We start from the raw sequence: 22132 nt of genomic DNA on the forward strand, positions 1-22132 counted from the left end.
GTGCTTCGTCTGGAATGAGTAAGCAATGCCTACAAATTGAGCACTCCCTTTAAAACCTGATACCCACTTCTACTAACAGGCACCCGGGTGTTATCTTTTAACAAAGCCACATGACTATTTTTCTCATAAGGGTCTATCCTTGAGATGTGTGAAATGTTTATCAAGTGTGAACGATGAACTCGCACAAAAACATCTTGGGTCAATGTTTTTTCAAAATGCGTCAAGGTCTTCTTCTTCATGAAGTTTCCCTGAGCCGTAAATATTTTTACATAGTCATCATCCGCCTCCAGGCGAATAATATCTTTTACAGGAATGATACGAATCTTAGCGCCATCCTTTATTACAACTCTATTTTGGTCAGTAGTTTGAACGGCTTCTTCCACTACTTTTTTTACATTTTCAGGTGAGGCGCCTTGGCGGGCAAGAAACTTTTGAAGTGCTTTATCGAAGCGCTCTTTAGAAAATGGTTTCAACAAATAATCCACAGCATTTTGCTCAAAAGCTTTGATGGCATACTCATCAAATGCTGTGGCAAAAATTATGGCTGGCGGTTCATCCAAAAGTTCGAGCATTTCAAAACCACTGATTTTTGGCATTTGAACATCCAAAAAAACAAGGTCAGGCTGATGCTCATTAATAGCTTTCAGTCCTTCAAAACCATCATGGCAACGGCCCACTATTTCTACCTCTGCATAATCTTGAAGATACTCTTGCACCAAATCACAAGCCAGAGGTTCATCGTCAATTAAAAGTGCTTTAATTTTTTTCATATTAATTATAGTCTAACTCCAATTCCCCACTCCAACCAGTCGGCTGCTATACCGGCTCTTGTTTTTAGTCCTAGTTGGGCAAACCAGCGATCATTAATATCATACTTCCCAGCGGGCCGCATAAAGAATGCTCCTTTCATATCTGGTGCATATATATAGCTACCTACCTGCATACGTATGGTGCATCGCCATATTTTGTAATCATATCCTACATGATAACCCACTTCATAAGGATCTTCATCAAAACCAAGCATATTTCCATCATAAAAGAAATCTAGGCCCACCACTGCCGCATGTTTAAAATGAAAAAACTTTTGGAACTCCACCATTGAGGTTGCGTCAAAGTATTTAACATTAGTGTTTTTGTCCTTTAAGTTTTGGCTAAAGCCACCCGCTAAGTGAATCAAGAAATTGCTCTCTTTATAATCACGAAGGTTTTCATCTAGCTGTTTGTCATAGCTAGGTCTTACGTCCCACAGCTTGTCTGGCTTATGTCCAGGGTTGTTTTTCCTTTGTAATTTATTAAAATGATACCTCATTCCAAGGTTTACACCTACCATATTAAGTCCATGGTTTGGTTGAGCCATTCGGCCATTACTTATATGGGTAACATCCACAGCATATAGTAGATCCATTTCACGGTTTATTGCAAACCGACCACCAAAACTATAGTTATAATATAGAGCCAAGGATGTACCAATTGCATCATTCAGTGGGTTTTTTACAGGATCATATTTACGCAAGTTATACGCTAATCCCAGACCTGCCTCCGATATCCACACATGACGTTTTAACTTGGATAGTGGAAAACTCGCAAATCCAAAAAAAGCATTAGGATTACCAATCACGGTGGGGCTTCCTACAAAACCGCTATACCAGCCCAAGCCAAAAGACGGGTACCTGTAGTTATGCTCCCATCCTTTACTGCCGTCCATTTGCCATCCAAACCTAAACTCGTAGGCTCCATAGCCTTTTTCTAAAAAAGGATTGAGATCATCTCCTGAATACATGTGAATACCCGTGTGCCCTTTCACTTCTACAAAACGGTAGTTCAGTGGTTGAGCCTTTACCTTAAAGGCAAATGACGCAAGCACGACAAACACATAAAAAGCATGATATTTTGTAAAAAAACAATTCAAGCCTTCTATACATTTACCATTGGCACTTTGAGGCGAACTATAAACTGTCCGTCATCGCCACTCATTTCCAGTAAGTCCGTGCGGGTATAAAGCAGATATAATCGTCTTTTTACAGAGCGAAGGCCAAAGCCTGTGCCTTTAGGAGGTTGCATGTCAGAATCGTAGGGGTTATTAATTGTGAGCAGTAAGATATTATCTTCCGCTTTACAAGCAAAAGTTATTACCAAATTTTCAGTGGTGCCATAGAGTCCAAACTTTATGGCGTTTTCCATGATGGGCTGAAGAATAAGCGGAGGCAATTTCCAACTTAGATATTCTTCTTCGCAATCTATTTCCACCTTTAGACGATGACCAAATCGAACCTGCTCAATATCAAGGTACAGCTTCAAATAATCCAACTCTTCGCCAAGTGTGATAAACCGTTGATCTTCCCGCTTAAGTGTGCCCCTTAAAAAATCAGAAAGCTGCTGCACCATGGTGCGTGCTTCCTGCGGACGGCTTCCTATCAGTGAGTTTATGGAGTTTAAGCTATTAAACAAAAAGTGTGGTTGCAACTGCTGACGAAGTTTAAAAAGCTCGGCCTCCTTCGCCATTCGCTCAGTTTCTTCCTTACGTCTTTGCTCTCCTTCCTTTTCACCCAGTTGGTACCAAATAAAACTAAAGAGAGTTGTTCCTGCTAAAATGAGATAGCAAACCGAAAAGCGATAGAAGGCACTTGAATCAAAGAATAAAATATAATCTGCATCATTAATAATGGCCAAAATGAGAACATCGGTAAGCTTGAGCCAAAGGTAAGCCAGCACTAAGGGCAACATTAGTACGTAAAGTCCCTTTCCCCGTGAAGGGTGATAATAGGACAAGGTATTAGTGGTAAAAAAAACTAAAGCGCCCACAAAAAACCAGCTAATGACGGCATCAATAGACCCAGTGCCCATTGGAATGCCGTAGTAACGAAACATACCATAAGACTGAACTCCCGCCAAAGCCAACAGGCAAAGCAGGAGTATCAGGGTATTTTTGCGATACGCTAAAGGGTTTATGACCAAGGTTACCGGGTTTTGCACGCTAATGTAATTGGAATTAAGCAAAAGTCGGGAGTCGGGAAACGGGAGTTCAAAATCGATAAAGTCAACTTCCCACTGCCTGTTGACTATTTGCTCACTTTAATAGCTCACAATGTCCATCCCTCCAAATACTACGGCTCCGGTAAGAATCAGCCTTTTATTGTCTGGAACAACTTCTACCGCAGATATACGCTTATCTTCTACACCCCCCATTACACCGGTAACATTGTTTTGTATTTCCCAGTTTGGTGGAACTATAAGTTTCAGTCCTCCAAAAATGGCCACACAATCTATCGTAATGGTATTCTCAAAGTCAGCTTGCAGAAGATTAATTTCTGTACCTCCAAAAATGGTCACGGTTTCTCCTCCCTGAAAATCCTTTGCTATGATTCGTTTTTTACTACCATTAAAGACGGACACACTATCAAGGCGGTTAGACCTGTCCGCATCAAAACCGCTCGTATCCTTTTTTACATAATCTCCATTATAGCTTTCAGAGCTCCATTGTTTACGTCTCCCTTTGGGGCGAACAATTACTATCAAACCAACTACTATGATGGCAACAGGCCAGAAAAATTCACGGATTTGAAATGGGATGTAGAACATATCGTTGATAAGGAAGACGGTACCAAGCCCCATCAAAATCCAAGATGCTGGCTTGCGAAAATCGCTACTGATCCCTATCATAAGACCAATAAAAATAAGAAGCGTTTGCCAGCTAAAAATCCAATCAGGAATGATAATATCCATTTTGCGAAGTAATAGGACTACTCCAAAACCAATAATTACCACTCCGGTAACTATTCCTTTTTTACTTCTGTTGTTTTGCACTTCTGGGCTCATGTGTATATAATTTTAGATTAGGTTATAATTAATTGATACACCAAAAGTATAAGTGCCCCCCTCTATACAAAAGGGTATTGCGGTAAGCGAAATATAAAAAGGCGGTGAATGGTGGAAACGCGGGGGTGGAGAAAGCTAGTTAGGAGTAGGAAGTTGGAAATATAGAGCTAATATCTATTTCTATTCTCTACTCTGCTCACCTTTCCTGCATCACACTTTCGGCATGCTGCACGGGCATCCATTTTTCAAAAATGCTAGGTTTTCCTTTTCGATAGGTTCTATAACTATAACGCTTAATACCCATTAGATTTCCGCCACGGTTTATTACTTCCATGGTAAGTTCTACTAAACCATCCTCATTATAAACCCTATGCGTGGTGGTGCGTTTAGATGAGCCATCAATTATCGCTTTGCTTAGAAGCATACCCTCACTACCATAATAATAATCTGTGCGGGTCCCTACATCTGAGTAGCTGGTGCTTATAAGTCTGTGAAAAACATCTGTTTGTACAGAATACCTATGTCGCTTCACCACATTTGTATCGGCTCCAATTACCTTTACTTCATTCATGGCTATCAGGTTCCAATTTTCGTCATATTGAAACTGTTTGTAATCCGTCACCGTTTCATTTCCTTCTACTGGTTTTGACTCCCATAAACTTCCATTTGAAAACTGGTAGTTATAAATTTCCTTAACCTCGTCTTCTGGTTTTTCTAAGGATAATAATTGTGTGGATTTAGTGACCGTTATAATAGAGTCATCCTCGTTAATCATATAATCGTATCGAGTAGATATCATCTCATGATTAATGGTAAACTCCGTCACCCAAACAGGAAAGCCTTGTTTATTATAGCGTGTATTTTTACTAAGCCTAAAGTCCCTAAACTCTGTACGCTCTTCCTCCGATACGCTTTTTATACCATTACTACCGTTGGATATAACGTATGCCGGAGTAATAATTTGCCCAAACAAAATACTGCCAAAAAATAGCGAGCATGCTAAAAATGAAAACTTCATGAATCTCATCGATTTAAAACAAAAGGCGAATATACCCTGTAAAGAACTGTTATTACACATCAGCTACACTGGCTTCTGAAAAACCATCATTACACTCCAGAATTCACCATGTTTTTCAAAAAGGAATTGTGAGGACCGCACCCCATTTTCCTGCATCAAACCCATTACTTCATTCATGTCATAAGAATTCATCTGCATCAATGGTCTATTAAACGGGGCTCCTGCCATCACATTTAGTATGTTATTTACCAATGGAACTCTGTAGCGAAAAAATGCAGCAAAACGCTTTTCTCTAGGTTTCTTATTCAAATACGCAACTTGTAAGGCACCAACCCCTCCAGGTTCAAGGATTTGAAGCATTCTTTTAATGATCTGCATTCCCCTATCAAGGTTCATGTGCTGCAACACTATGTATGAGTTTATAAAATCAAATTTTTGCTCGCCTAGAGCTGACATCGAATCATCAGAAACCACAAACTCAATATTGTTCACGCCAAATTTATCAGCATTTTTTCTGCCCTCCTCAAGCATATCTGGAGAAATATCCATACCTACCACATGCTTTCCCCGTTGTGCCAACGGTATAGACAAGCGCCCAGTGCCACAGCCAAAATCCAAAATATTGGATGGCTTAAAATCCTTTACTATATGTTTTTCGATTATTTCAAAAAGATGGTTGACATACTTTTTACCCGTATCAAAAAACTTCTGAAGATTTTCATCATTCAAGTTTTCATCCTTAAACTCCTCATGTGTCAATACACCGTAATAGGGGTCTTTCTTACCGTAAGCATTCCAGGCTTTATTGGAGTTTATTGTTGCCATTCGCATTTAATATTAAGGAGCCGTGCAGGGTTATAAATCACATAAGTGCATTACAAAAGTAGTATTCTCAAAGGTATGTGGTAAGGAAGTACTATGGCTTGCTTAATCCTTCAGGGATTGGCTTATCGAATCCTTTAAAAATGAAATTGGGATGGTGTGGTTGTTATTCAGCAAAGAGTCAACCGTGCGAAATGTAAGTTGCTCAAGTAGTCCACCACTTTCTTTTCTATCTCGAACATAATTTCGCAGTTGGATGGCAGACATTACTTCGCTTGGATGCTCAGCGTCCACCATATAATTGTCGGTAAGACCAATACCAGAAGGTGTTGTGAAAATGATCACCTCATAATTTTTATCCACCAACACCTGCTGAAACTGCATGAAATCTTGCCAAAAACCGGCAAACATGCTATCCTTTATAGCTTCATTAAAAAAGAAATCTGAATAGGCAGGAACATAGATTAGCAACTCAGTACCCATATTTTTAAAGCGCTCAAGAGTTATCAGCACCCTTTCAGCCTTTACATCATCATATTCAAATGGCTCCACAAATGGCAACCTACGCTCTTTAAGTTTTTGTAGTAACTCACCATCATAATATGTTGAGTCTTGAATATATTTTTCAATTTCAGGTTTGTGCCTATAAGTACCATCGTTTCTATATCCACGCCCCTCCATTCCAGCCTTTCCGAAGCCTATTTCACCCTCAGGCTTAGCTCGTAATCTAGCGTTTAGCATAAGTTTTTGCATTCCCTGCAAATGAGATTTGGCTCGCAAAGCCTTATCATCTGGCATATCTTGTATCCATCTGGTTTTATCCAAAACAGTATGCTTCAGCACAAAGGATAAATCCAGACCAAGAAAAATAAACTCAGGTTTTTGAATCTCTCCGCTCTCAAATAGGTCTGCCACATGATTGAGGTCTCCGATATTGCGTGCCATCAGGCCTGTATTGTAAAACTCATCCTCATAGGGCTCAAACAAAAAGTCGCGAAACTGAAGAGTAACGGACTGCCCCAATACCAATACTTTCTTGGGCTGTACTCTCTCAAATATTGCATACTTGTAGGTACTCAAAGAGTTCCCCAGTACCTGACGACCATAGTACAGCTCACGCTTTGAGGTAGACTGTATTTCCGCTACCTTTTCTATGGGTGTAACTTCTTGAATACGGATCAAAAAGTACTCGCCTAAAGCTACATATAGCAGTACCACTATGACATAAACCCATGTTTTTTGTAGAAACTTTTTCATTAGAACTGGAAATAATAAAAGGGTTCCTTTCCGAAATAGCCAAACAGGAATACGGCTAAAATGAGTAAAACATAAAGTGTTCTTCTAAGCCAGGTTGGATAATCTTCCAGATCAAATGGATGAGGCTTATGACGGGTAAACCATTCAAAAACCATAAAACCTGTGGCTATTGCAATACCCTGATAGGTAAACTCATTTATCCCTAAAAAGTTATTGGTAAACATTCCTTCATAATAACTCCATGCATGCTCTATATTTTCTGACCTAAATAACACTCCGGTAAAGCAAATCAGTGAGAAAGTAAACAGCCTAGACACACTGCTCCAGAAAGGGTGATTGTTTAATATAGAAAGTACATCACGCATACCTCTGCTTTTACGACTCAAAATTCTTGGAATAAAATACAATCCATTAAGTATCCCAAACACGGCAAAGGTATAATTGGCTCCGTGCCAAAAACCAATCACAAAAAAGAGAATTACCGTGGCTACAATTCGCCATAATGTACTTTTTCGGTTAAGGCCAGCCAGCCACAAAAACAAATAATCGCGGAACCAAGTTGTAAGTGAGATATGCCATCTAGCCCAAAACTCGGGTATACTTTTAGCAAATAATGGCGTTCTGAAATTTCGCATCAACTCGAAGCCAAGCATTTTCGCCACTCCTCGGGCAATATCTGTGTATGCCGAAAAATCAGAATATAGCTGCACAAAAAACAAGGATATACCAAAAATCAACTCGGCACCACTTCTGTCTGAAGGGTTTGAAAAAATCTCATCTACTCTCAATCCAACATTATCGGCTATCACCATTTTTTTGAAAATGCCATACAAAAGCAGCCGCATACCCAGTACAGCTTGGTTGTAATCAAAAACTCGAGGTTTTAGAAATTGAGGCAAAAAGACAGCTGCCCGCTCAATTGGTCCAGCCACCAACTGAGGAAAAAAGCTCACATAATTTAAAAATGCTATGAAATTCTTTTGAGGTTTGAGCTTTCCCTTGTACACATCAAGAGAATAGCTAAGGGTTTGAAATGTGTAAAAACTAATCCCAACGGGAAGGATAATATTCAACACCTGAAAGTGGGAATCATACCCCAAACCATGCATAAGGTCTTCTGCCGAGTTGATGAAAAAATTGAAATACTTGAAGAACATCAACAAACCAAGATTGACACCCAAACTAATACCCATGAGTAGTTTTTTCCGATTTGAACCCGGCAAAAAGTAACCCACCAAATAATCAACTAATGAGCTGGCAAACATCAAAAACAGAAAGCGATAATCCCACCAGCCATAGAATACATAACTCGCTACTAGTAGTAGGATGTTATTCCAGCGAAGGGATTTACTAAACCTCCATAGTAATCCAAATACTATTGCCAGAAAAACGAAAAACTCAACGGAATTAAACTTCATCTATGCTTAAGGTGTGTAATTGGGGTCATGAAGGTAAATGTTGATCATGGAATCAAGAGTAATATCTCTTTCTTTCGCTTGGTGAGTTAGGGCCTCTCGCCACTCTTTTTTGTTTTTGGCCTGATCTCTTAGATATTCATTATTTCTTTCGCGAGGTCTATAGTTTGGGTCTTCTAAAATACTCAAGGCGTCTTTTGCAAAACCCCATCCAAAACTACTCAGGTTTGGCTCGTTTGAAACTATCAAAAAGGCATCGTACTCCTGCATGATTTTGTAAAAATCCAGATGTCTTGTCAATGTTGGCAAACCATTGTTTTCGCTTCCTTCAGTCTTTACATCCCTGTGAACCGTTTGGTTGTAAAACCAAAACTGGACATTATGAAAGCATTCCTCACCAATCCTAGAGTTCTCAAATATATCCCAGGTAAAGCTATCTCCTATTATTAGCAACTTTCTAGGTTTATCTCCTTTTTCACCACGCCATTCAAAATCGGGATATATCATTGGCTCAGGTTGTACTTCATAGAAAAGATTCAATGAATGGGCAATGTCATTGTCATAATACCGAGCCACAGGACTGTAGTTTAATTGTGTTATAGCCATGTTTGGTAAATCCCAGCCTGTTCCTTTTTCCATATACTTAACAATACTATCCGTTACCAGCATAGCTCCATAGTGGCTCCAATGTATACCATACTGAGGATATAAAAGATAGCCTAAGCTATCCTTCATTTTTAAAAACCAAGGATTCGCATTAATGTGATTAACACCTTGCTTTACAAACTCTTTCGAGTAATACTCATAGTTTGTTGAGTCCTTTTCTTGAGAGTAAGGCAAATACTCCGGAAAATAAGTGCTCTTACCCGCTGCAAGACAAAACATTAAATACTGCCCTTTACTTTCAAGTTTATCCTGTAATTCCTTAAGTTGAGCCGTGTTTTTTTCAATCACACTCAATCCTTTAAAGTCTTCACCAAAATAGGAATCTATGTAAATCTGTTCATATAGATATCCCTCTTTGCCTTCCACCACATTTCCGGTATAAGTGTTTCCAAAAAGGGTATATTCTATTTGATTGTGAATACGAATAAATAAAGGAAACAGCCCAATGTTATCATTCATGTAGCGTTCAAAGGTTGACTGAAAATCTCCACTAAACCATGTTTCAGCATTAAACGGCAACAAGTTACTGGTAAGATCAGCCCTATTGACTTGCCCAGCTAGTCTGACAGGAATAAAGGTCTCTATAATAGGATAAGTGATAATGACCATAAAGAAGCCGAGAATCCATCTTTTTATACCTTCCTTTCTCATAGGTTAAAATCTAAAGTAAATGAAAGGATTAAAGCCAGATGCCCCAATATAGCTAATGGACAAGATTAGCAAAACGAAGTACATCGGTGACAAATACATGTATTGCTTGGCTGTAAATTTGGTGTTGAAGAAAAAGTTTTCCAAGGTTTTCCCGGCTCTCGTCAGTGTAATAAAAGCGAAAAATATAGCTATCGCCAGAAAGAAGTAAAAACTAAACTCGGGAAGATCTGCAAACGGAACCAAGCCTTGATTCACCCCAAACATATTTCCCAAATATCGCATGGCTTCAGGCAAAGTATCGGCTCTAAAAAAAACCCACCCAATCAATACTACAAAATAGCAATACGCTAACTGAATAAATTTGGGAACCACTTTAAACCACCTCAATAAAAAAGCACGTTCGATAATTAAAAACACCCCATGCCATGCTCCCCAAATCACAAAATTCCAAGAAGCACCATGCCATAGTCCAGAAAGCAGGAATACCACGATAAGATTAAAATATACTCTTGATGCACTGCTGCTTCGGCTACCTCCCAAAGGAATGTACAGGTAATCTCTCATAAAGGCTCCAAGAGTAATATGCCACCTTCTCCAAAACTCGGTGATACTTTTGGAGGTGTATGGGCTTTTAAAATTTTCAGGAAAATTAAAACCTAACATTTTTCCCAAACCAATTGCCATATCGGAATAGCCTGCAAAGTCAAAGTAAATTTGCATAGAATAAGCTATAATACCAACCCAGCTTGCATATCGTGACACATCTCCATCATGCCCAAAAATTACATCAACCTGCTCACCAATCTGATTAGCAATCAGTACCTTTTTTGCTAAACCAATTATGAAGATGTAAAGACCACTGAGCTTATAATCGGTGGTATAATTTTGCTTTCTATCCTTAATTTCATCTGCAATGGTATTGAAGCGAATAATAGGACCTGCAATAAGCTGGGGAAAAAGCAATATATACAGCAAGTAGTCCCATATCCGATCTAATAGCGAATGCTTTTTCCAATACACATCCAGAGTGTACGTGATGGACTGGAAGGTGAAGAATGATATCCCAATTGGTAATGCCACCTCCATCCATTGCATTGGTTGCAAACCCAACTCCTTAAAAATGCTATTTACATTTTCAACAAAAAAGTTGGCATACTTAAAATAAGCTAATACACCAAGATTTATTGAAAGGGATACAACTAACAGTGCTTTTCTAAGCTTTGGCTGTAGACTTGTATCCATGGATCGAACGATGTAAAAATTGCCCACCAATAATACAATCAACAGCCAAAAAAACATGGGTGCTCCCCACATATAAAATATTAAGCTGCCTACCAGCGCTACAATATTTCGCTTTGACACAGGAGCCAAATGATAAGCCAATAAAAAAAACGGCAGAAAAACCAGCAAAAAGAGAATGCTCGTAAATACCATTCCGTCAGCCTTTATTCGTTTTAGTTATTGTCTTTTCATACACCCCTAAAGTTTCAATCGCGGTTTGTCGCCAAGAAAAATCGAAAGAGCGCTCGATAGACTTCTCCCTTAGCTCTTCTCTGAGGTTCTTATCCAAAAGTATCTTTTTCATTTGCTCCTTTATAGAAGCTACTTCATCAGATTTGGCCGCCAAGCCATATCCTTCAAAAATCTCTTTCATGGAGCTATTATCACCAAAAATAACTGGCGTTTTGCAAGACATTGCTTCCAGTGGAGGCAATCCAAATCCTTCATAGTGTGAAACGTAGCAAAGAGCCATAGCTTCATTATAAAGAATGGGTAAGTCATTTTCGTCAATGAATCCAGTAAAGATTATTCTCTTTTTATGTTTTAATTGAAGAACATCCTTAGACTTCCAGCCATTCTTTCCTCCTATTACCAGGTTCACATCCATTTCTGGATACTCATCCAATAATTCATCAAATGCTCGAATTGTATTCATCAAATTTTTACGCGGCTCCAAAGTGGAAAGCGTAAATAAAAATGGCGACTGAGGAATACCATATACGGTTCTCACAAACAGGCCCTTGTTACTATTTAAATTTGGTCTGAATTTTTGATTATCTGCCGCTTCATAAACAATATGAGTTCTATTCTCTTCAATATTTTCCTGTGATAATAAATCTTTCTTGGTCGTTTCAGAAATACAGAGAAAATCTGCTTTTTGATCTAGAAAAAACTGCATTCCCTTTTCTGCAACCTGAATATTGCTTGAAGTATGGTACTCCTCAAATAATCTATGCGTAAGATCATGCAGGGTTACCAAGTAGTTGTTTTGTGTTCCTTTAAAGGGCTCATAATGCTGAGGAAGTGGCACATGAACTAAATCATAAACACCAAGCTCTACGCTGCCAATTTGAGCTTCAAAGTTTTCACGAGCAGTCTCTTTACCTGATTTCATTCGCTCAAAAGCATACCTCGTTCGAGCCATGCTTTTAGCAAATTTGAGCCCCACCTTCATCATTACCTTTTTTACATACTTAGTAGATGTATCTCTGTAGGCTTTTGGCACTAGTAGTTTCAAAACCTCTCGAATAGACTTTGAGATGCGAGTATATCGATTATAATGATTTTCGTTCTTTTTTGAATCAAAAAGGCGCTCTCCGTAATCTTTTAACGAATACACGCGTCCTTTAAGAAAAATATCAATTTGCCAGCGTGAGTTTTCATTTTGCGTAACAGGATAAAGTGCTTTCAACAACTCAAGAAGATATCTTTTTACACCATCATTTTGATGCATCAAGAGTTTATTGGCCTCTATGAGTACGCGGTATTTTTCTTCAGCCAAAGGTGTTTCATCACCAAGTAACTTAATTATCTGATAATCAAAATCCGGGTTTAGCTTCCTTATTCCACCTTCGCGAGTGTATCCAAGTCGGTCCATCATATTGCGATGGTAGCTCCAAAAAATATTTTGCAGTTCTCGATCCAACTCTTCCTTCCACCCATAAGCCTTGCCTTTTCTAAAAGACTTCCTTACAATTTCCAGTTCCTCCTGTTCATTTCCAGCTACACGCTTCCCACGTCCATATTGAGGTGCCCCAAATTTCAAATCCTTAAAACCGGGTAACTTCTCTACATTAGGTTCGGGCAATTCATAAATTGACCTTAGTCGCTCTAATTGTGCTATAGGATTCTCAATAAGATCCTCAAACCTTATGAGTACATCTGCCCTGCTCAGCCAATCTTCTACATTTAAGCTCCATCCGCCAAAGTAGCTTTCCTCTGCTGCAACTAAGGCTTCTAAAAAATTTTCTCTAAAATCGGAATCAGGTTCATAAATGTCTTTACGCTGATGAGCCATAGACACCAATGCATCTCTTCCATCTCTCACCAAGTGAACCGCAGGAATATTCAAATCCAAAGGCTGTAATTCATGAGGTCGCATGTGCGTTTTTACAAAAGGGAAGTCCATGTAGTTGACGGGTTCGCCTACATTTTCATAAAAAGAACTGGACTCAAGACCATATACCTCAAAAAGTACGTTTCTGAAAAAAGTGTTTCCAGATCGGGGGAAAGAACTCAACCAAATCATAGAAGTTCTCCTTTATTTTGGTTTTGATCTCTAATTCTCAACGCTTCCTGATACAGTTCCATATCCTTTTTATTCACTTCCAAAATGAAAGCTCGATCTTCAGCTGTCAAGCTTTCCCGATTTGCATTGGTAGCGTTATGCACTCTATTTACCACTCCTTTCCATCCCATTGCTTTTTCAAAGCGTACTAACTCTTCTTTGAAATCATCCTGTATCCCTACAAACTTGAACTGCTTTAAATCGGCCCCTTCTAAAAACCGACTCATTATATTTCGATTCTCCTCCTGAGCGACAAACTCCATTAAGCTGCGCCCCATCCTCTTCATAAGGTTCTCCTCCGGCCTTTCTTTTAGCCTATCCGCTATTATCTTATTTAGAAAGTAATAATTAGATAATGTTCTTTGGAGGGGATGCCTGAGCCAGGTAACCATGGGGACATTAGGGTCATAATCTACCCTATCAACAAAATCCTGATACGAAAAATGACCATGTATCACTCGGGTCTTTCGTCCTAAACTGGTTCCTTTTATCGGCTTATCCTTAAGATATACTTCACCAGATTTGTAAATATCAAAACGAACAACGCTCCTTCTGCCGAAAGACTCTTCCAAAATAGTACGAAAAGATGTTCCGGCCGTTTTAGGAATATGCAAAGAAACTAACTCAATATTTTGGCCATCCAACTTCAAATCGCTCCTATTTAATCTTGGTTTTTCCCTTCTTATCCATAACCTGTTTTATGCCGTAGGCAATATCATCAGTTTCACCAATGATCCTTCCTTTTTCCATAATCACGAGGCGAGTTGCTAGCTCCTCAAACTGCTCCATATTATGTGACACTAGCAAAACCCCTGTATCCTCACGAATAGAATGTAAGGTATCCATGCATTTTTTACGAAAGTGAACATCACTCACGGCAAGTCCCTCATCTATAATAAGTAAATCAGGCCGTGCAAAAATGGCTACCGCAAAGTTGATACGAGCCCTCATTCCGGCCGAATAAGAGCCAAAGGGCGCGTCTGCAAACTTTTTTACTCCCGCAAAACGGAGGATATCACCCAAGCGAGCGTCAATCTCTTCTGTGGGCATTCCAAACAAAGCGCACTTTACCCTAATATTCTCTACACCACTATAAAATTTTTGAAAAGCTCGTGCACGTTCAAATACTGTTGTAATTCTTCCATTCACTTTTATGCTTCCATGCGTTGGAGGAAAGGCTCCCATTATAGTTCTAATAAGGGTAGTTTTTCCAGCTCCATTCATTCCCAACACACCTACTACCTCACCCCTGTGAATGTTTAGATTCACATCCTGTAGTGCCCAAAATTCCTTTCTTCGCAAGGGTGGTAAATCTGTACTATTATTGAACCGAAAAATATCCTGTAAACCATAAAGCATATTCAGTTTTAAGTTGGTACAAAACTTCTTATAAACCCCATTCACCTCAACTATAGCTTCATCCTTCATATACTTATTCAAAAATTCGCTCTACAATTTTGTAAACTGAGTTAAAAAAAAAGTGCATCACAAAGACAAACACCAAAAGGGCAAAACCTGAAGACACCCAATAGCCTGACCAATCTTCAATAGGAGCCCCAATAAGTAAGTCCCTTGGAATACTAATGAGGTAGGTAAGTGGATTGTAATAAATTATTGTTTGTAAAAATTCACTGTTAACCTTGGTGGTATAAACTACCGGGGTCAAAAACATTAATACGTTCATTCCTTGATTTACAATAAGGTATATATCATTGAACACAACCTCAATAAGTGAAAAGAAAACACCAATTGAAATGCCCAACAACATCAATGGAATTAAAGTAGGCAAGAACCAAAGGGAAGACCAGCCAAAACTCACCCCCATAATAATTAGTACTACCATATTTATGGTCAATGGAATGGCAAAATTGACAATATTGAGCAGAACTTTTTCGACAAGCTTTGCTTCCATCTCAAATGGTGCTTCCATCAACATTCTACCCGACTCTGTTACACCTGTAGCGAGGTGCTTAAAAAAACTAACAAAAAACAACCATATAGACATGCTCAGCAACAGATAGCCAACGTAGGGAATGGTTGTCTCGCCAGGCTGATAGATCCCAGAGTAATTCATGATCAACCAAATCAGAATACTCAAAATTGGATTTATTACAAGCCAAATACTGCCTAGCAAGGTTTTTTTATACTGCTCAGTAAGGCTCAAAAAGAGTAGCTGCTTTATCAACTGACGGTTTCTTGCCACAGCCTTAAACCTATCTTGCCAAAAGCGGAAAAAACCCACGGATGTTGCAGTGCTTTCGTAAGCTACTTTCATTTCTCGTTTTTTATACTGACCATTAGGCGCTGCGCCAACCCTTCAATTTTTTCAGCTGACTTCTTATAAGAGTATTGCTCTTCCAAAACCTCAACACCCGGCAGGCGTTTTTTCCAATCTAAGGAAGCAGAATATAAGTCCAAAATTTTGCCGCGAATATGAGTATTATTATCGGTATTGTGAAATTCCACGTAAGGCGAAAACAACTCTCTAAAGACCGCAATATCAGAAACAAGCACAGGCGTACCACATGCCAAAGACTCCAATACCGGTAAACCAAACCCTTCATAATGCGGAAGATAAATAGTAAAAACCGAGTGCTTGTACAATGCTTCTAGCTGATCATCTGTAGGGTGTTCTATAAATATGATATTAGGAGCTTCCTTAACTTTATCAAGCAGACCTTGTTGACTGCCAAATACCTCCTCATTAACACCTCCTGCAACCACCAACTTAAGATTGCTATCATCCTTCTCAAGAAAGGCTTTTAAAATCACGGCTTGGTTCTTTCTTTCCGAGATAGAACCTACGGTAAGTACGTAATCTCCGTCAATGTGATTAGGCTCCACACTTTTTTCTTTTAAGAATGAAGGCACCCCGTTATAGCAAACACTTATTTTTTCTTTTGGGATATTAAGCTCTTTAACAATTTCGGTTTTGGAAAAATCACTTACCGTAAGGATATGTCTACTTCTTTTTACAATCTTAGGAATCAAATACGAATACCACTTTACAAATCGCTCTGCAAACCATGATGGGCTTTTGACAAAAGCTAAATCATGTATTGTCACAATTTGATTTTTGTAAAGTAAAGGTGCGCTATTGCAAAAATTCAATAATAATGGAGACCCCAACAACCTAAGGTAAATTGGTAATACAACTTGCTCCCATATCACTCCATGACTCCCAAACCAGGACACCGAGGTTTGACTTGGGCTATTCTCCGATTTGGTTGAAACTATAAGGGTAAAGTTCTTTTCTGGATTGAGCAAATATTGGCTCACCTCATCAGCAAAGCGCTGAACACCTGACATTGCTTGACTTCGAAAACGGCCATTGATAAAAATCCTTCCTTTAAAACCAGACCAAGCCGCCAGGCAGAAAAACACACTAAAAAAAGAGTAGAAAAAAATACCGTCTTGGCGAGCCAGAATATTTTCGGTCAAAAAGCTTAGCGACATCATTACCACAAAGGCTATGTGCAAATAATTTTTGGAGACATAAGCCACAAAAAACTGAGCAACAATGGAAAGAACAAACAGAAATAAAGGTAAAACACCCACAGAAAGCCATATTTGGAGATACTGGTTATGAGTATTAAAAACCCTGTCTCGGGCCACTGTATACCCATACTTTTTATACTTTTCACTCAAAGCATTTTGATAATCTCCAATTCCAGTCCCAAACCATATATTTTCTGATATGGCTTCATAGGTACTTTTATAAATACCCTTTCTTAAGCTATCCGGATTATTTTGCTCTACCCCAGACTCGGTAGCTGCGTAATATAGTGTCTCTACCCTTTCACGCAACGGCCTTACTGTAATTGTAAAAACTAAAATCACCGAGGCTATCAGACCGAAGCGCAAGGCAATAGCCTTTAGACTAAGACCCTCGCTATAGATTATTATTGCACCAATGAATGTGCTCATCAAAATCATTTTGGATGAAGCCACTAATAGACCGAAAAGAAGCACAATCACCACTAAGTAGCTCCAAATGATTTTTTTTGAAGCAAGAGTTTTCTGCTTTATTTCATGCAAAGTGGTAAACAAACCCAAAGCTAAAATCAGTGAAAAATAAGTTGGATGTAAACCGCTTACTAACTCAAGTTCTGTCCTAATCCAATAGTACGCATCACCAGCGCTATAGGCATTTTGAAAAGTACCTCGCCAAAAGAGACTGCCAAGGCTATAAATTGTGAGCAGTGTAGTAATTAAAACAAAAAACCTCAGCGTATTGCGAAAGGAAAAAGCTGATATGGTCCCTCTGTTTAAATAGAGCAGCCAAGGCAACATAATTAGCAGTACTGTGCGCTCTACATATTTATACCCAGTAGCAACATCATCACTATAGGTAAGACTTAATACATAAAACAGAAATGGAAGAGTAAGCACCGCAGGTAACCACATCCCAGAAGAATAGGAGTTGGCTTTTTTTTGAGTAAGTACAAAAAGTTGTAAAATCAGAAATGTGATGGCCACTGCGCCTTTAAGATGAAGATCAATAAGCAGTGGGAAAGAGCAAAATAGATAAAACGAAAACTGACTAATACGAGCGCTAGTTTGTAGACTTTTCACTAACACAACTATTGATGAAGGCTAGCACCTCCTTATTAAACCTATCCAAACTAAAGCGCTCAGAATTTTTACGGATAGCGGTACTCGAAAATTTACCATTATGTGTAATCTCAAACTCGTTGACAGAATCGATCAAAGACTCAGGAGTTTGCTCTTTAAACAGCAAGCCAGTTTCTCCGTCTTTTACAATTTCTGCAGCTCCACCTTCGCCAAATGCAATTACGGGAGTACCGCAAGCTTGGGCTTCTACAAGTGTAATTCCAAAGTCTTCTTTTCCAGCAAACACGAAGGCCTTAGCCTTGCGCATATACCAGTGAAACTCATCAAATTTAAGGTGAGATAGAATTTTAATGTTTGGTCCAGCAATTTTCTCGATTAACTCCTTTCTCTTGCCATCTCCGATCACTACAAGCTTTTTATCCGGCATTTTATTGAATGCCTCTACCACCATCTCCACTTTTTTATAACATACCAGTCTAGAGGCAGTCACATAAAAATCTTCTTTTTCATCCTCCACCTCATACTTCTCTACCTCTACCGGTGGATATATAACATGGGCATCTCTTCCGTAAAAATCTTTTATGCGCTGAGCCGTAAAGCCAGAGTTTGAAATATAGTAATCAACGTTTCTAGACACCCGTGCATCCCACTTTCTAAGCAAGTATGTAAGCAGCCTGCTGGCCAAAGCTAAAGGGCCTTTATTGATATTATTAGACTCCAAGTAAAGCTCCTGCATATCCCAAATATACCTCATGGGAGTATGACTATAAGAAATATGAACCTGCCCAGGACGCGACTTTACACCATGTGCAAAAGCATGAGAACTTGACAATATTAGAGAATGATCAGCTAACTTATGAGAGCGAATTGCGAAAGGAAATATGGGCAAGTAGTATCTGAAATGCCTACGGGCAAAAGGCAACTTTTGAATGAATGTTGTTTTAGGAACTCTATCACCCATCATCGCTTTGCGATCGCGCTTAGACATAAAGTCCACTGTAGAATATACTTCTACGTTTTGAAGCAAATTGATAAATGATTCGGTAACTTTTTCTGAACCAGCTTTAGTGCTCAGCCACTCATGTACAATAGCAATTGGCTTTGCCTGTACCTTGCTGTCTAATTTTTCAACTGCTCGTAATGAACCTTCCTTGGAAATAACCAAGGATCTTGTCAAAGGATTTGACTGGGTAAATGATGAGATGTTGCTCGCTGTTTCCAGTGTGGTTCGTATCAAAATCAGGATTAGAGTTAACTATTCCTTCTTAATTTCTTAATGTTCGACATTGCAATGATACGAATTCAAACACAAAAAAAAGTGACCTTAAATAAAATAAAGCCGTAAATAAGCCGTTTTACTTGGCTGTTTTAGAACGTAATACCCGATTGTATAAGGAAGAATCCTTGTGATTGAGTCTGCTGATCTTCTTTCGTAACTTCTCTTCAATCAGCTTTGGTTTTGAGCTTGAAAAGTGTTTGCTGTTTTTTTCATGAAAGCTCGGTACATCAGGCCAGTTTAATACTTCCGCAAGCTTTTGAATATCCCTATCAAAAGACTCAAGCAGCCCTATAAAGTAGTAGCTTTTCAATTTAGATCCACGCAAAAAGTAGCTCATCTTATTCTGAGTTTCTTTTCTACTTACGTAAAGTTCTAAACTTTCATCCCTCCTGCCATAAGCTGGATGATCAGGGTTTGATTTTACATCAAACTTCCACCAATTATAATTTGAAACAACACGTGCAACTGGTTCTCTTAAAAAGGTAACAAGCTTTGGCTTATCTTTTTTTACAATGTCTTTTACCTCCCGGTAGCGTATGTGCCCATGAATGACCTTTACTTCTGGCGCTATCACTTCCGAAATCTTCAGACCACGTTTATTGAGCTCCAAACATTCGTCACGTTCAAAATGTCGCACATGCTCTTCACCATACACGTATTTAAGCACCTCCAAAATGGAAGACCCACCTGTTTTGGGAAGGTGAAGAAATATAAGCTCTACCATGCTCTCTTTATTGAATTTGCAACTTTACGAATTTTACAAGGAAGCTACTCTTTGCATATCACCACAAAAAAACCCGTAGCTCTCACCACGGGTTTCATTTTATAAATACGTGCCAGCAGTCTTCCGACTTCTGACTTCCGTCTACCGACTCTTAAGTTTTACTTCAAAAGAGAAATAATCTGATCAGCTAGTTCTTCACCAATTCTATCTTGCGCTTCCAAAGTGGCAGCACCAATATGTGGAGTAAGCGAAGTGTAAGGGCTCATCAAAACTTGCATGGCCGGAGTTGGCTCATTTTCGAATACATCCAAAGCTGCGTAACGAAGTTTACCTTCTTCTAGTGCTGCGATTAGATCCACTTCATTCACCACACCACCACGAGCTGTGTTCACAATACCCGCCTGATCTTTCATCATGGCAATTTCTTTTTTGCCAATCACAGTTTTGCCAGCTCCAGAAACGTGAACCGTCACAAAATCAGAAGTATTCAAAACGGTTTTCAAATCCGTTGGCTGAATTTTAGTTTTAAGACTTTGTCCATCAGCAAATGGAATTTCCAATTCTACAGCCTCAGTGTTATGGTCATGCACCGTAATGTTCATCCCAAGACCGTAAGCCATACGAGCTACTTCTCTACCAATTCTACCAAAACCAATGATACCGATAGTCTTGCCTTTAAGCTCAATACCCGCAGCATAGTTTTTCTTCAATACCTTAAACTGTGTATCGCCTTCAAGTGGCATTTTTTGATTAGAATCAAAAAGGTAACGCACCATTCCGAAAAGGTGAGCAAACACCAACTCGGCTACCGAGCGGCTACTTGCTGCAGGAGTATTGATTACATGAATGCCTTTTCCGCGAGCATATTCCACATCAATATTATCCATACCTACACCACCACGGCCAATAAGCTTTAGCTGGCCATTAAGTTCGTCCATCAAATCCTGACGAACTTTGGTAGCAGAACGCACCAAAAGAGCGCTCACGTTGTTTTCCTTAATGTATTTACCCAATTGCTCTTGAGCAACGGTAGTAGTGTCTACTTCAAATCCGGCTTCTTCCAGTCTCTTTTGTCCAGCAGCTGAAATACCATCGTTTGCAAGTACTTTCATCTCTTTTATCTTTTCTTGTTAATTAGTCAATTTGTAAAATGGTTAATTAGATCAACTTGTTCACCAATTAACAATTCCACTATTCAACTTTTATCCTACTTTCTTTTCCAATTCCTTCATTACATCTACAAGTACCTGTACGCTTTCCAGCGGAAGCGCATTGTACATACTTGCCCTGTAACCACCCACACTACGGTGACCGTTGATTCCGCTAACGCCAGCAGCTTTCCACATTTCATTAAATGTTTCAGTATGCGACTCATCATTTAGCAAGAAACATGCATTCATAGTAGAACGATCTTCTACCTCAGCAGTTCCCTTAAATAGTGGGTTACGGTCAATTTCATTATAAATCAATTCCGCTTTCTGACGGTTCACTTCTTCAATCCATTCTACACCACCATTGTCTTTTAGCCACTGCATGGTAAGCATCATCACATAGATTGAAAATACTGGTGGAGTATTAAACATTGACTCTTTAGAAATGTGAGTCTTATAGTTTAAGTAAGCAGGAATATCACGTCCCGTTTTACCCAAAATTTCATCTTTTACAATAACTATAGTAGCTCCTGCAGGCCCCATATTCTTCTGCGCTCCAGCGTAAATAAGGTCAAAATCTGCAACATTTACCTTGCGGCTCATAATGTCAGAAGACATATCGCATACCATCAGCGTGTCCACTTTTGGAAACTCTTTCATTTGAGTTCCATAAATAGTATTGTTTGAAGTACAGTGAAAATAATCCATTCCGACAGGCACCTCATATCCTTTTGGTATAAAGTTGTAGTTCTTGTCTTTAGAAGAACCTACCACCACAACTTCACCTTGGCGTTTTGCTTCTTCAATGGCTTTTCCTGCCCAAGCACCAGTATCGGTATAAGCAGCTTTTCCACCATCTTTTTTCATAAGGTTTAAGGCTACCATCACAAACTCAAGGCTTGCACCACCCTGTACAAACAGTACAGAATACCCAGCAGGCACATCAAGCAAATCTTTGATAAGTGCTTGAGTTTTTTCAACTACGGCCACAAAATTTTTACTTCGGTGACTGATTTCCAACAATGATAAGTTTAGTCCATCAAAGTTAATTACTGCTTCTGATGCCTGACGCAATACTTCGGGCGGAAGAATACATGGCCCTGCTGAAAAATTATGTGCTTTCATATTATCTATTAGGTATTTAAGATTTTGTAGTCGCTTAAATCGCTGGCAAAATTAACAAAATAGGT

Annotated in this window: 19 protein-coding genes; all 19 read right to left on the minus strand. The window is 39.1% G+C overall.

The window, feature by feature from the left end; all coding sequences use genetic code 11:
* Positions 1-29: 29 nt before the first annotated feature.
* Positions 30-770, minus strand: a complete 741-nt coding sequence (locus OWEHO_RS08475) for a LytR/AlgR family response regulator transcription factor (protein ID WP_014202065.1) — start codon at positions 768-770, stop codon at positions 30-32.
* A gap of 5 nt (positions 771-775) precedes the next feature.
* Positions 776-1873 carry an acyloxyacyl hydrolase gene (locus OWEHO_RS08480; RefSeq protein WP_014202066.1) on the minus strand — a complete coding sequence of 366 codons (1098 nt, stop codon included), beginning with the start codon at positions 1871-1873 and terminating at the stop codon, positions 776-778.
* 41 nt (positions 1874-1914) lie between these two features.
* Complete coding sequence (locus OWEHO_RS08485) at positions 1915-2955, minus strand: sensor histidine kinase (protein WP_014202067.1); 1041 nt, start codon at positions 2953-2955, stop codon at positions 1915-1917.
* 117 nt (positions 2956-3072) lie between these two features.
* On the minus strand, positions 3073-3816 hold the full coding sequence (locus OWEHO_RS08490; RefSeq protein ID WP_014202068.1) for a LiaF transmembrane domain-containing protein: 744 nt from the start codon (positions 3814-3816) through the stop codon (positions 3073-3075).
* A gap of 196 nt (positions 3817-4012) precedes the next feature.
* A complete protein-coding gene (locus OWEHO_RS08495; RefSeq protein ID WP_041627518.1) occupies positions 4013-4834 on the minus strand; it encodes a hypothetical protein in 822 nt (273 codons plus the stop codon).
* Positions 4835-4897: 63 nt separating this feature from the next.
* Entirely contained in the window at positions 4898-5659 is a 762-nt protein-coding gene (locus OWEHO_RS08500; protein ID WP_014202069.1) for a class I SAM-dependent methyltransferase, read from the minus strand.
* Between the two features lie 102 nt (positions 5660-5761).
* A complete protein-coding gene (locus OWEHO_RS08505) occupies positions 5762-6913 on the minus strand; it encodes a hypothetical protein (RefSeq protein WP_014202070.1) in 1152 nt (383 codons plus the stop codon).
* The gene (locus tag OWEHO_RS08510; protein ID WP_014202071.1) at positions 6913-8331 is read right to left on the minus strand and encodes an MBOAT family O-acyltransferase; all 1419 of its coding nucleotides are present in this window, start codon (positions 8329-8331) and stop codon (positions 6913-6915) included. The genes OWEHO_RS08505 and OWEHO_RS08510 overlap by 1 nt, the downstream gene beginning before the upstream one ends.
* A gap of 6 nt (positions 8332-8337) precedes the next feature.
* Entirely contained in the window at positions 8338-9645 is a 1308-nt protein-coding gene (locus OWEHO_RS08515; protein WP_014202072.1) for an alginate O-acetyltransferase AlgX-related protein, read from the minus strand.
* A 3-nt stretch (positions 9646-9648) separates the two neighbouring features.
* Positions 9649-10887: an MBOAT family O-acyltransferase gene (locus OWEHO_RS08520; RefSeq protein WP_223252722.1), complete on the minus strand. Its 1239-nt coding sequence runs from the start codon at positions 10885-10887 to the stop codon at positions 9649-9651.
* 196 nt (positions 10888-11083) lie between these two features.
* Positions 11084-13174, minus strand: coding sequence for a glycosyltransferase (locus OWEHO_RS17865; protein ID WP_014202074.1), 2091 nt, complete (start codon positions 13172-13174; stop codon positions 11084-11086).
* Positions 13171-13863, minus strand: coding sequence for a sulfotransferase family 2 domain-containing protein (locus OWEHO_RS08530; RefSeq protein WP_014202075.1), 693 nt, complete (start codon positions 13861-13863; stop codon positions 13171-13173). The genes OWEHO_RS17865 and OWEHO_RS08530 overlap by 4 nt, the downstream gene beginning before the upstream one ends.
* A gap of 7 nt (positions 13864-13870) precedes the next feature.
* Positions 13871-14653 carry an ABC transporter ATP-binding protein gene (locus OWEHO_RS08535; RefSeq protein WP_143764557.1) on the minus strand — a complete coding sequence of 261 codons (783 nt, stop codon included), beginning with the start codon at positions 14651-14653 and terminating at the stop codon, positions 13871-13873.
* Positions 14646-15488: an ABC transporter permease gene (locus OWEHO_RS08540; RefSeq protein WP_014202077.1), complete on the minus strand. Its 843-nt coding sequence runs from the start codon at positions 15486-15488 to the stop codon at positions 14646-14648. The genes OWEHO_RS08535 and OWEHO_RS08540 overlap by 8 nt, the downstream gene beginning before the upstream one ends.
* Positions 15485-17788 carry a glycosyltransferase gene (locus tag OWEHO_RS08545; RefSeq protein WP_041627520.1) on the minus strand — a complete coding sequence of 768 codons (2304 nt, stop codon included), beginning with the start codon at positions 17786-17788 and terminating at the stop codon, positions 15485-15487. Before OWEHO_RS08545 ends, OWEHO_RS08540 begins: the two co-directional genes overlap by 4 nt.
* A complete protein-coding gene (locus OWEHO_RS08550; RefSeq protein ID WP_014202079.1) occupies positions 17769-19025 on the minus strand; it encodes a glycosyltransferase in 1257 nt (418 codons plus the stop codon). The genes OWEHO_RS08545 and OWEHO_RS08550 overlap by 20 nt, the downstream gene beginning before the upstream one ends.
* Before the next feature lie 118 nt (positions 19026-19143).
* Complete coding sequence (locus tag OWEHO_RS08555) at positions 19144-19791, minus strand: sulfotransferase family 2 domain-containing protein (protein ID WP_014202080.1); 648 nt, start codon at positions 19789-19791, stop codon at positions 19144-19146.
* 158 nt (positions 19792-19949) lie between these two features.
* The gene (locus OWEHO_RS08560) at positions 19950-20903 is read right to left on the minus strand and encodes an NAD(P)-dependent oxidoreductase (RefSeq protein ID WP_014202081.1); all 954 of its coding nucleotides are present in this window, start codon (positions 20901-20903) and stop codon (positions 19950-19952) included.
* A gap of 90 nt (positions 20904-20993) precedes the next feature.
* Positions 20994-22067, minus strand: a complete 1074-nt coding sequence (serC, locus tag OWEHO_RS08565) for a 3-phosphoserine/phosphohydroxythreonine transaminase (protein ID WP_014202082.1) — start codon at positions 22065-22067, stop codon at positions 20994-20996.
* Positions 22068-22132 lie beyond the last annotated feature (65 nt).

It is taken from the genome of Owenweeksia hongkongensis DSM 17368 (assembly GCF_000236705.1).
GTDB classification, from domain to species: Bacteria; Bacteroidota; Bacteroidia; order Flavobacteriales; family Schleiferiaceae; genus Owenweeksia; species Owenweeksia hongkongensis.

Coding starts and splice junctions, on each gene's coding strand:
- OWEHO_RS08520 (WP_223252722.1), bottom strand. CDS start 10,887: ATGGATACAAGTCTACAGCCAAAGCTTAGAAAAGCACTGTTAGTTGTA.
- OWEHO_RS08515 (WP_014202072.1), bottom strand. CDS start 9,645: ATGAGAAAGGAAGGTATAAAAAGATGGATTCTCGGCTTCTTTATGGTC.
- OWEHO_RS08540 (WP_014202077.1), bottom strand. CDS start 15,488: ATGAAAGTAGCTTACGAAAGCACTGCAACATCCGTGGGTTTTTTCCGC.
- serC (WP_014202082.1), bottom strand. CDS start 22,067: ATGAAAGCACATAATTTTTCAGCAGGGCCATGTATTCTTCCGCCCGAA.
- OWEHO_RS17865 (WP_014202074.1), bottom strand. CDS start 13,174: ATGATTTGGTTGAGTTCTTTCCCCCGATCTGGAAACACTTTTTTCAGA.
- OWEHO_RS08500 (WP_014202069.1), bottom strand. CDS start 5,659: ATGGCAACAATAAACTCCAATAAAGCCTGGAATGCTTACGGTAAGAAA.
- OWEHO_RS08555 (WP_014202080.1), bottom strand. CDS start 19,791: ATGGTAGAGCTTATATTTCTTCACCTTCCCAAAACAGGTGGGTCTTCC.
- OWEHO_RS08560 (WP_014202081.1), bottom strand. CDS start 20,903: ATGAAAGTACTTGCAAACGATGGTATTTCAGCTGCTGGACAAAAGAGA.
- OWEHO_RS08495 (WP_041627518.1), bottom strand. CDS start 4,834: ATGAAGTTTTCATTTTTAGCATGCTCGCTATTTTTTGGCAGTATTTTG.
- OWEHO_RS08490 (WP_014202068.1), bottom strand. CDS start 3,816: ATGAGCCCAGAAGTGCAAAACAACAGAAGTAAAAAAGGAATAGTTACC.
- OWEHO_RS08475 (WP_014202065.1), bottom strand. CDS start 770: ATGAAAAAAATTAAAGCACTTTTAATTGACGATGAACCTCTGGCTTGT.
- OWEHO_RS08505 (WP_014202070.1), bottom strand. CDS start 6,913: ATGAAAAAGTTTCTACAAAAAACATGGGTTTATGTCATAGTGGTACTG.
- OWEHO_RS08510 (WP_014202071.1), bottom strand. CDS start 8,331: ATGAAGTTTAATTCCGTTGAGTTTTTCGTTTTTCTGGCAATAGTATTT.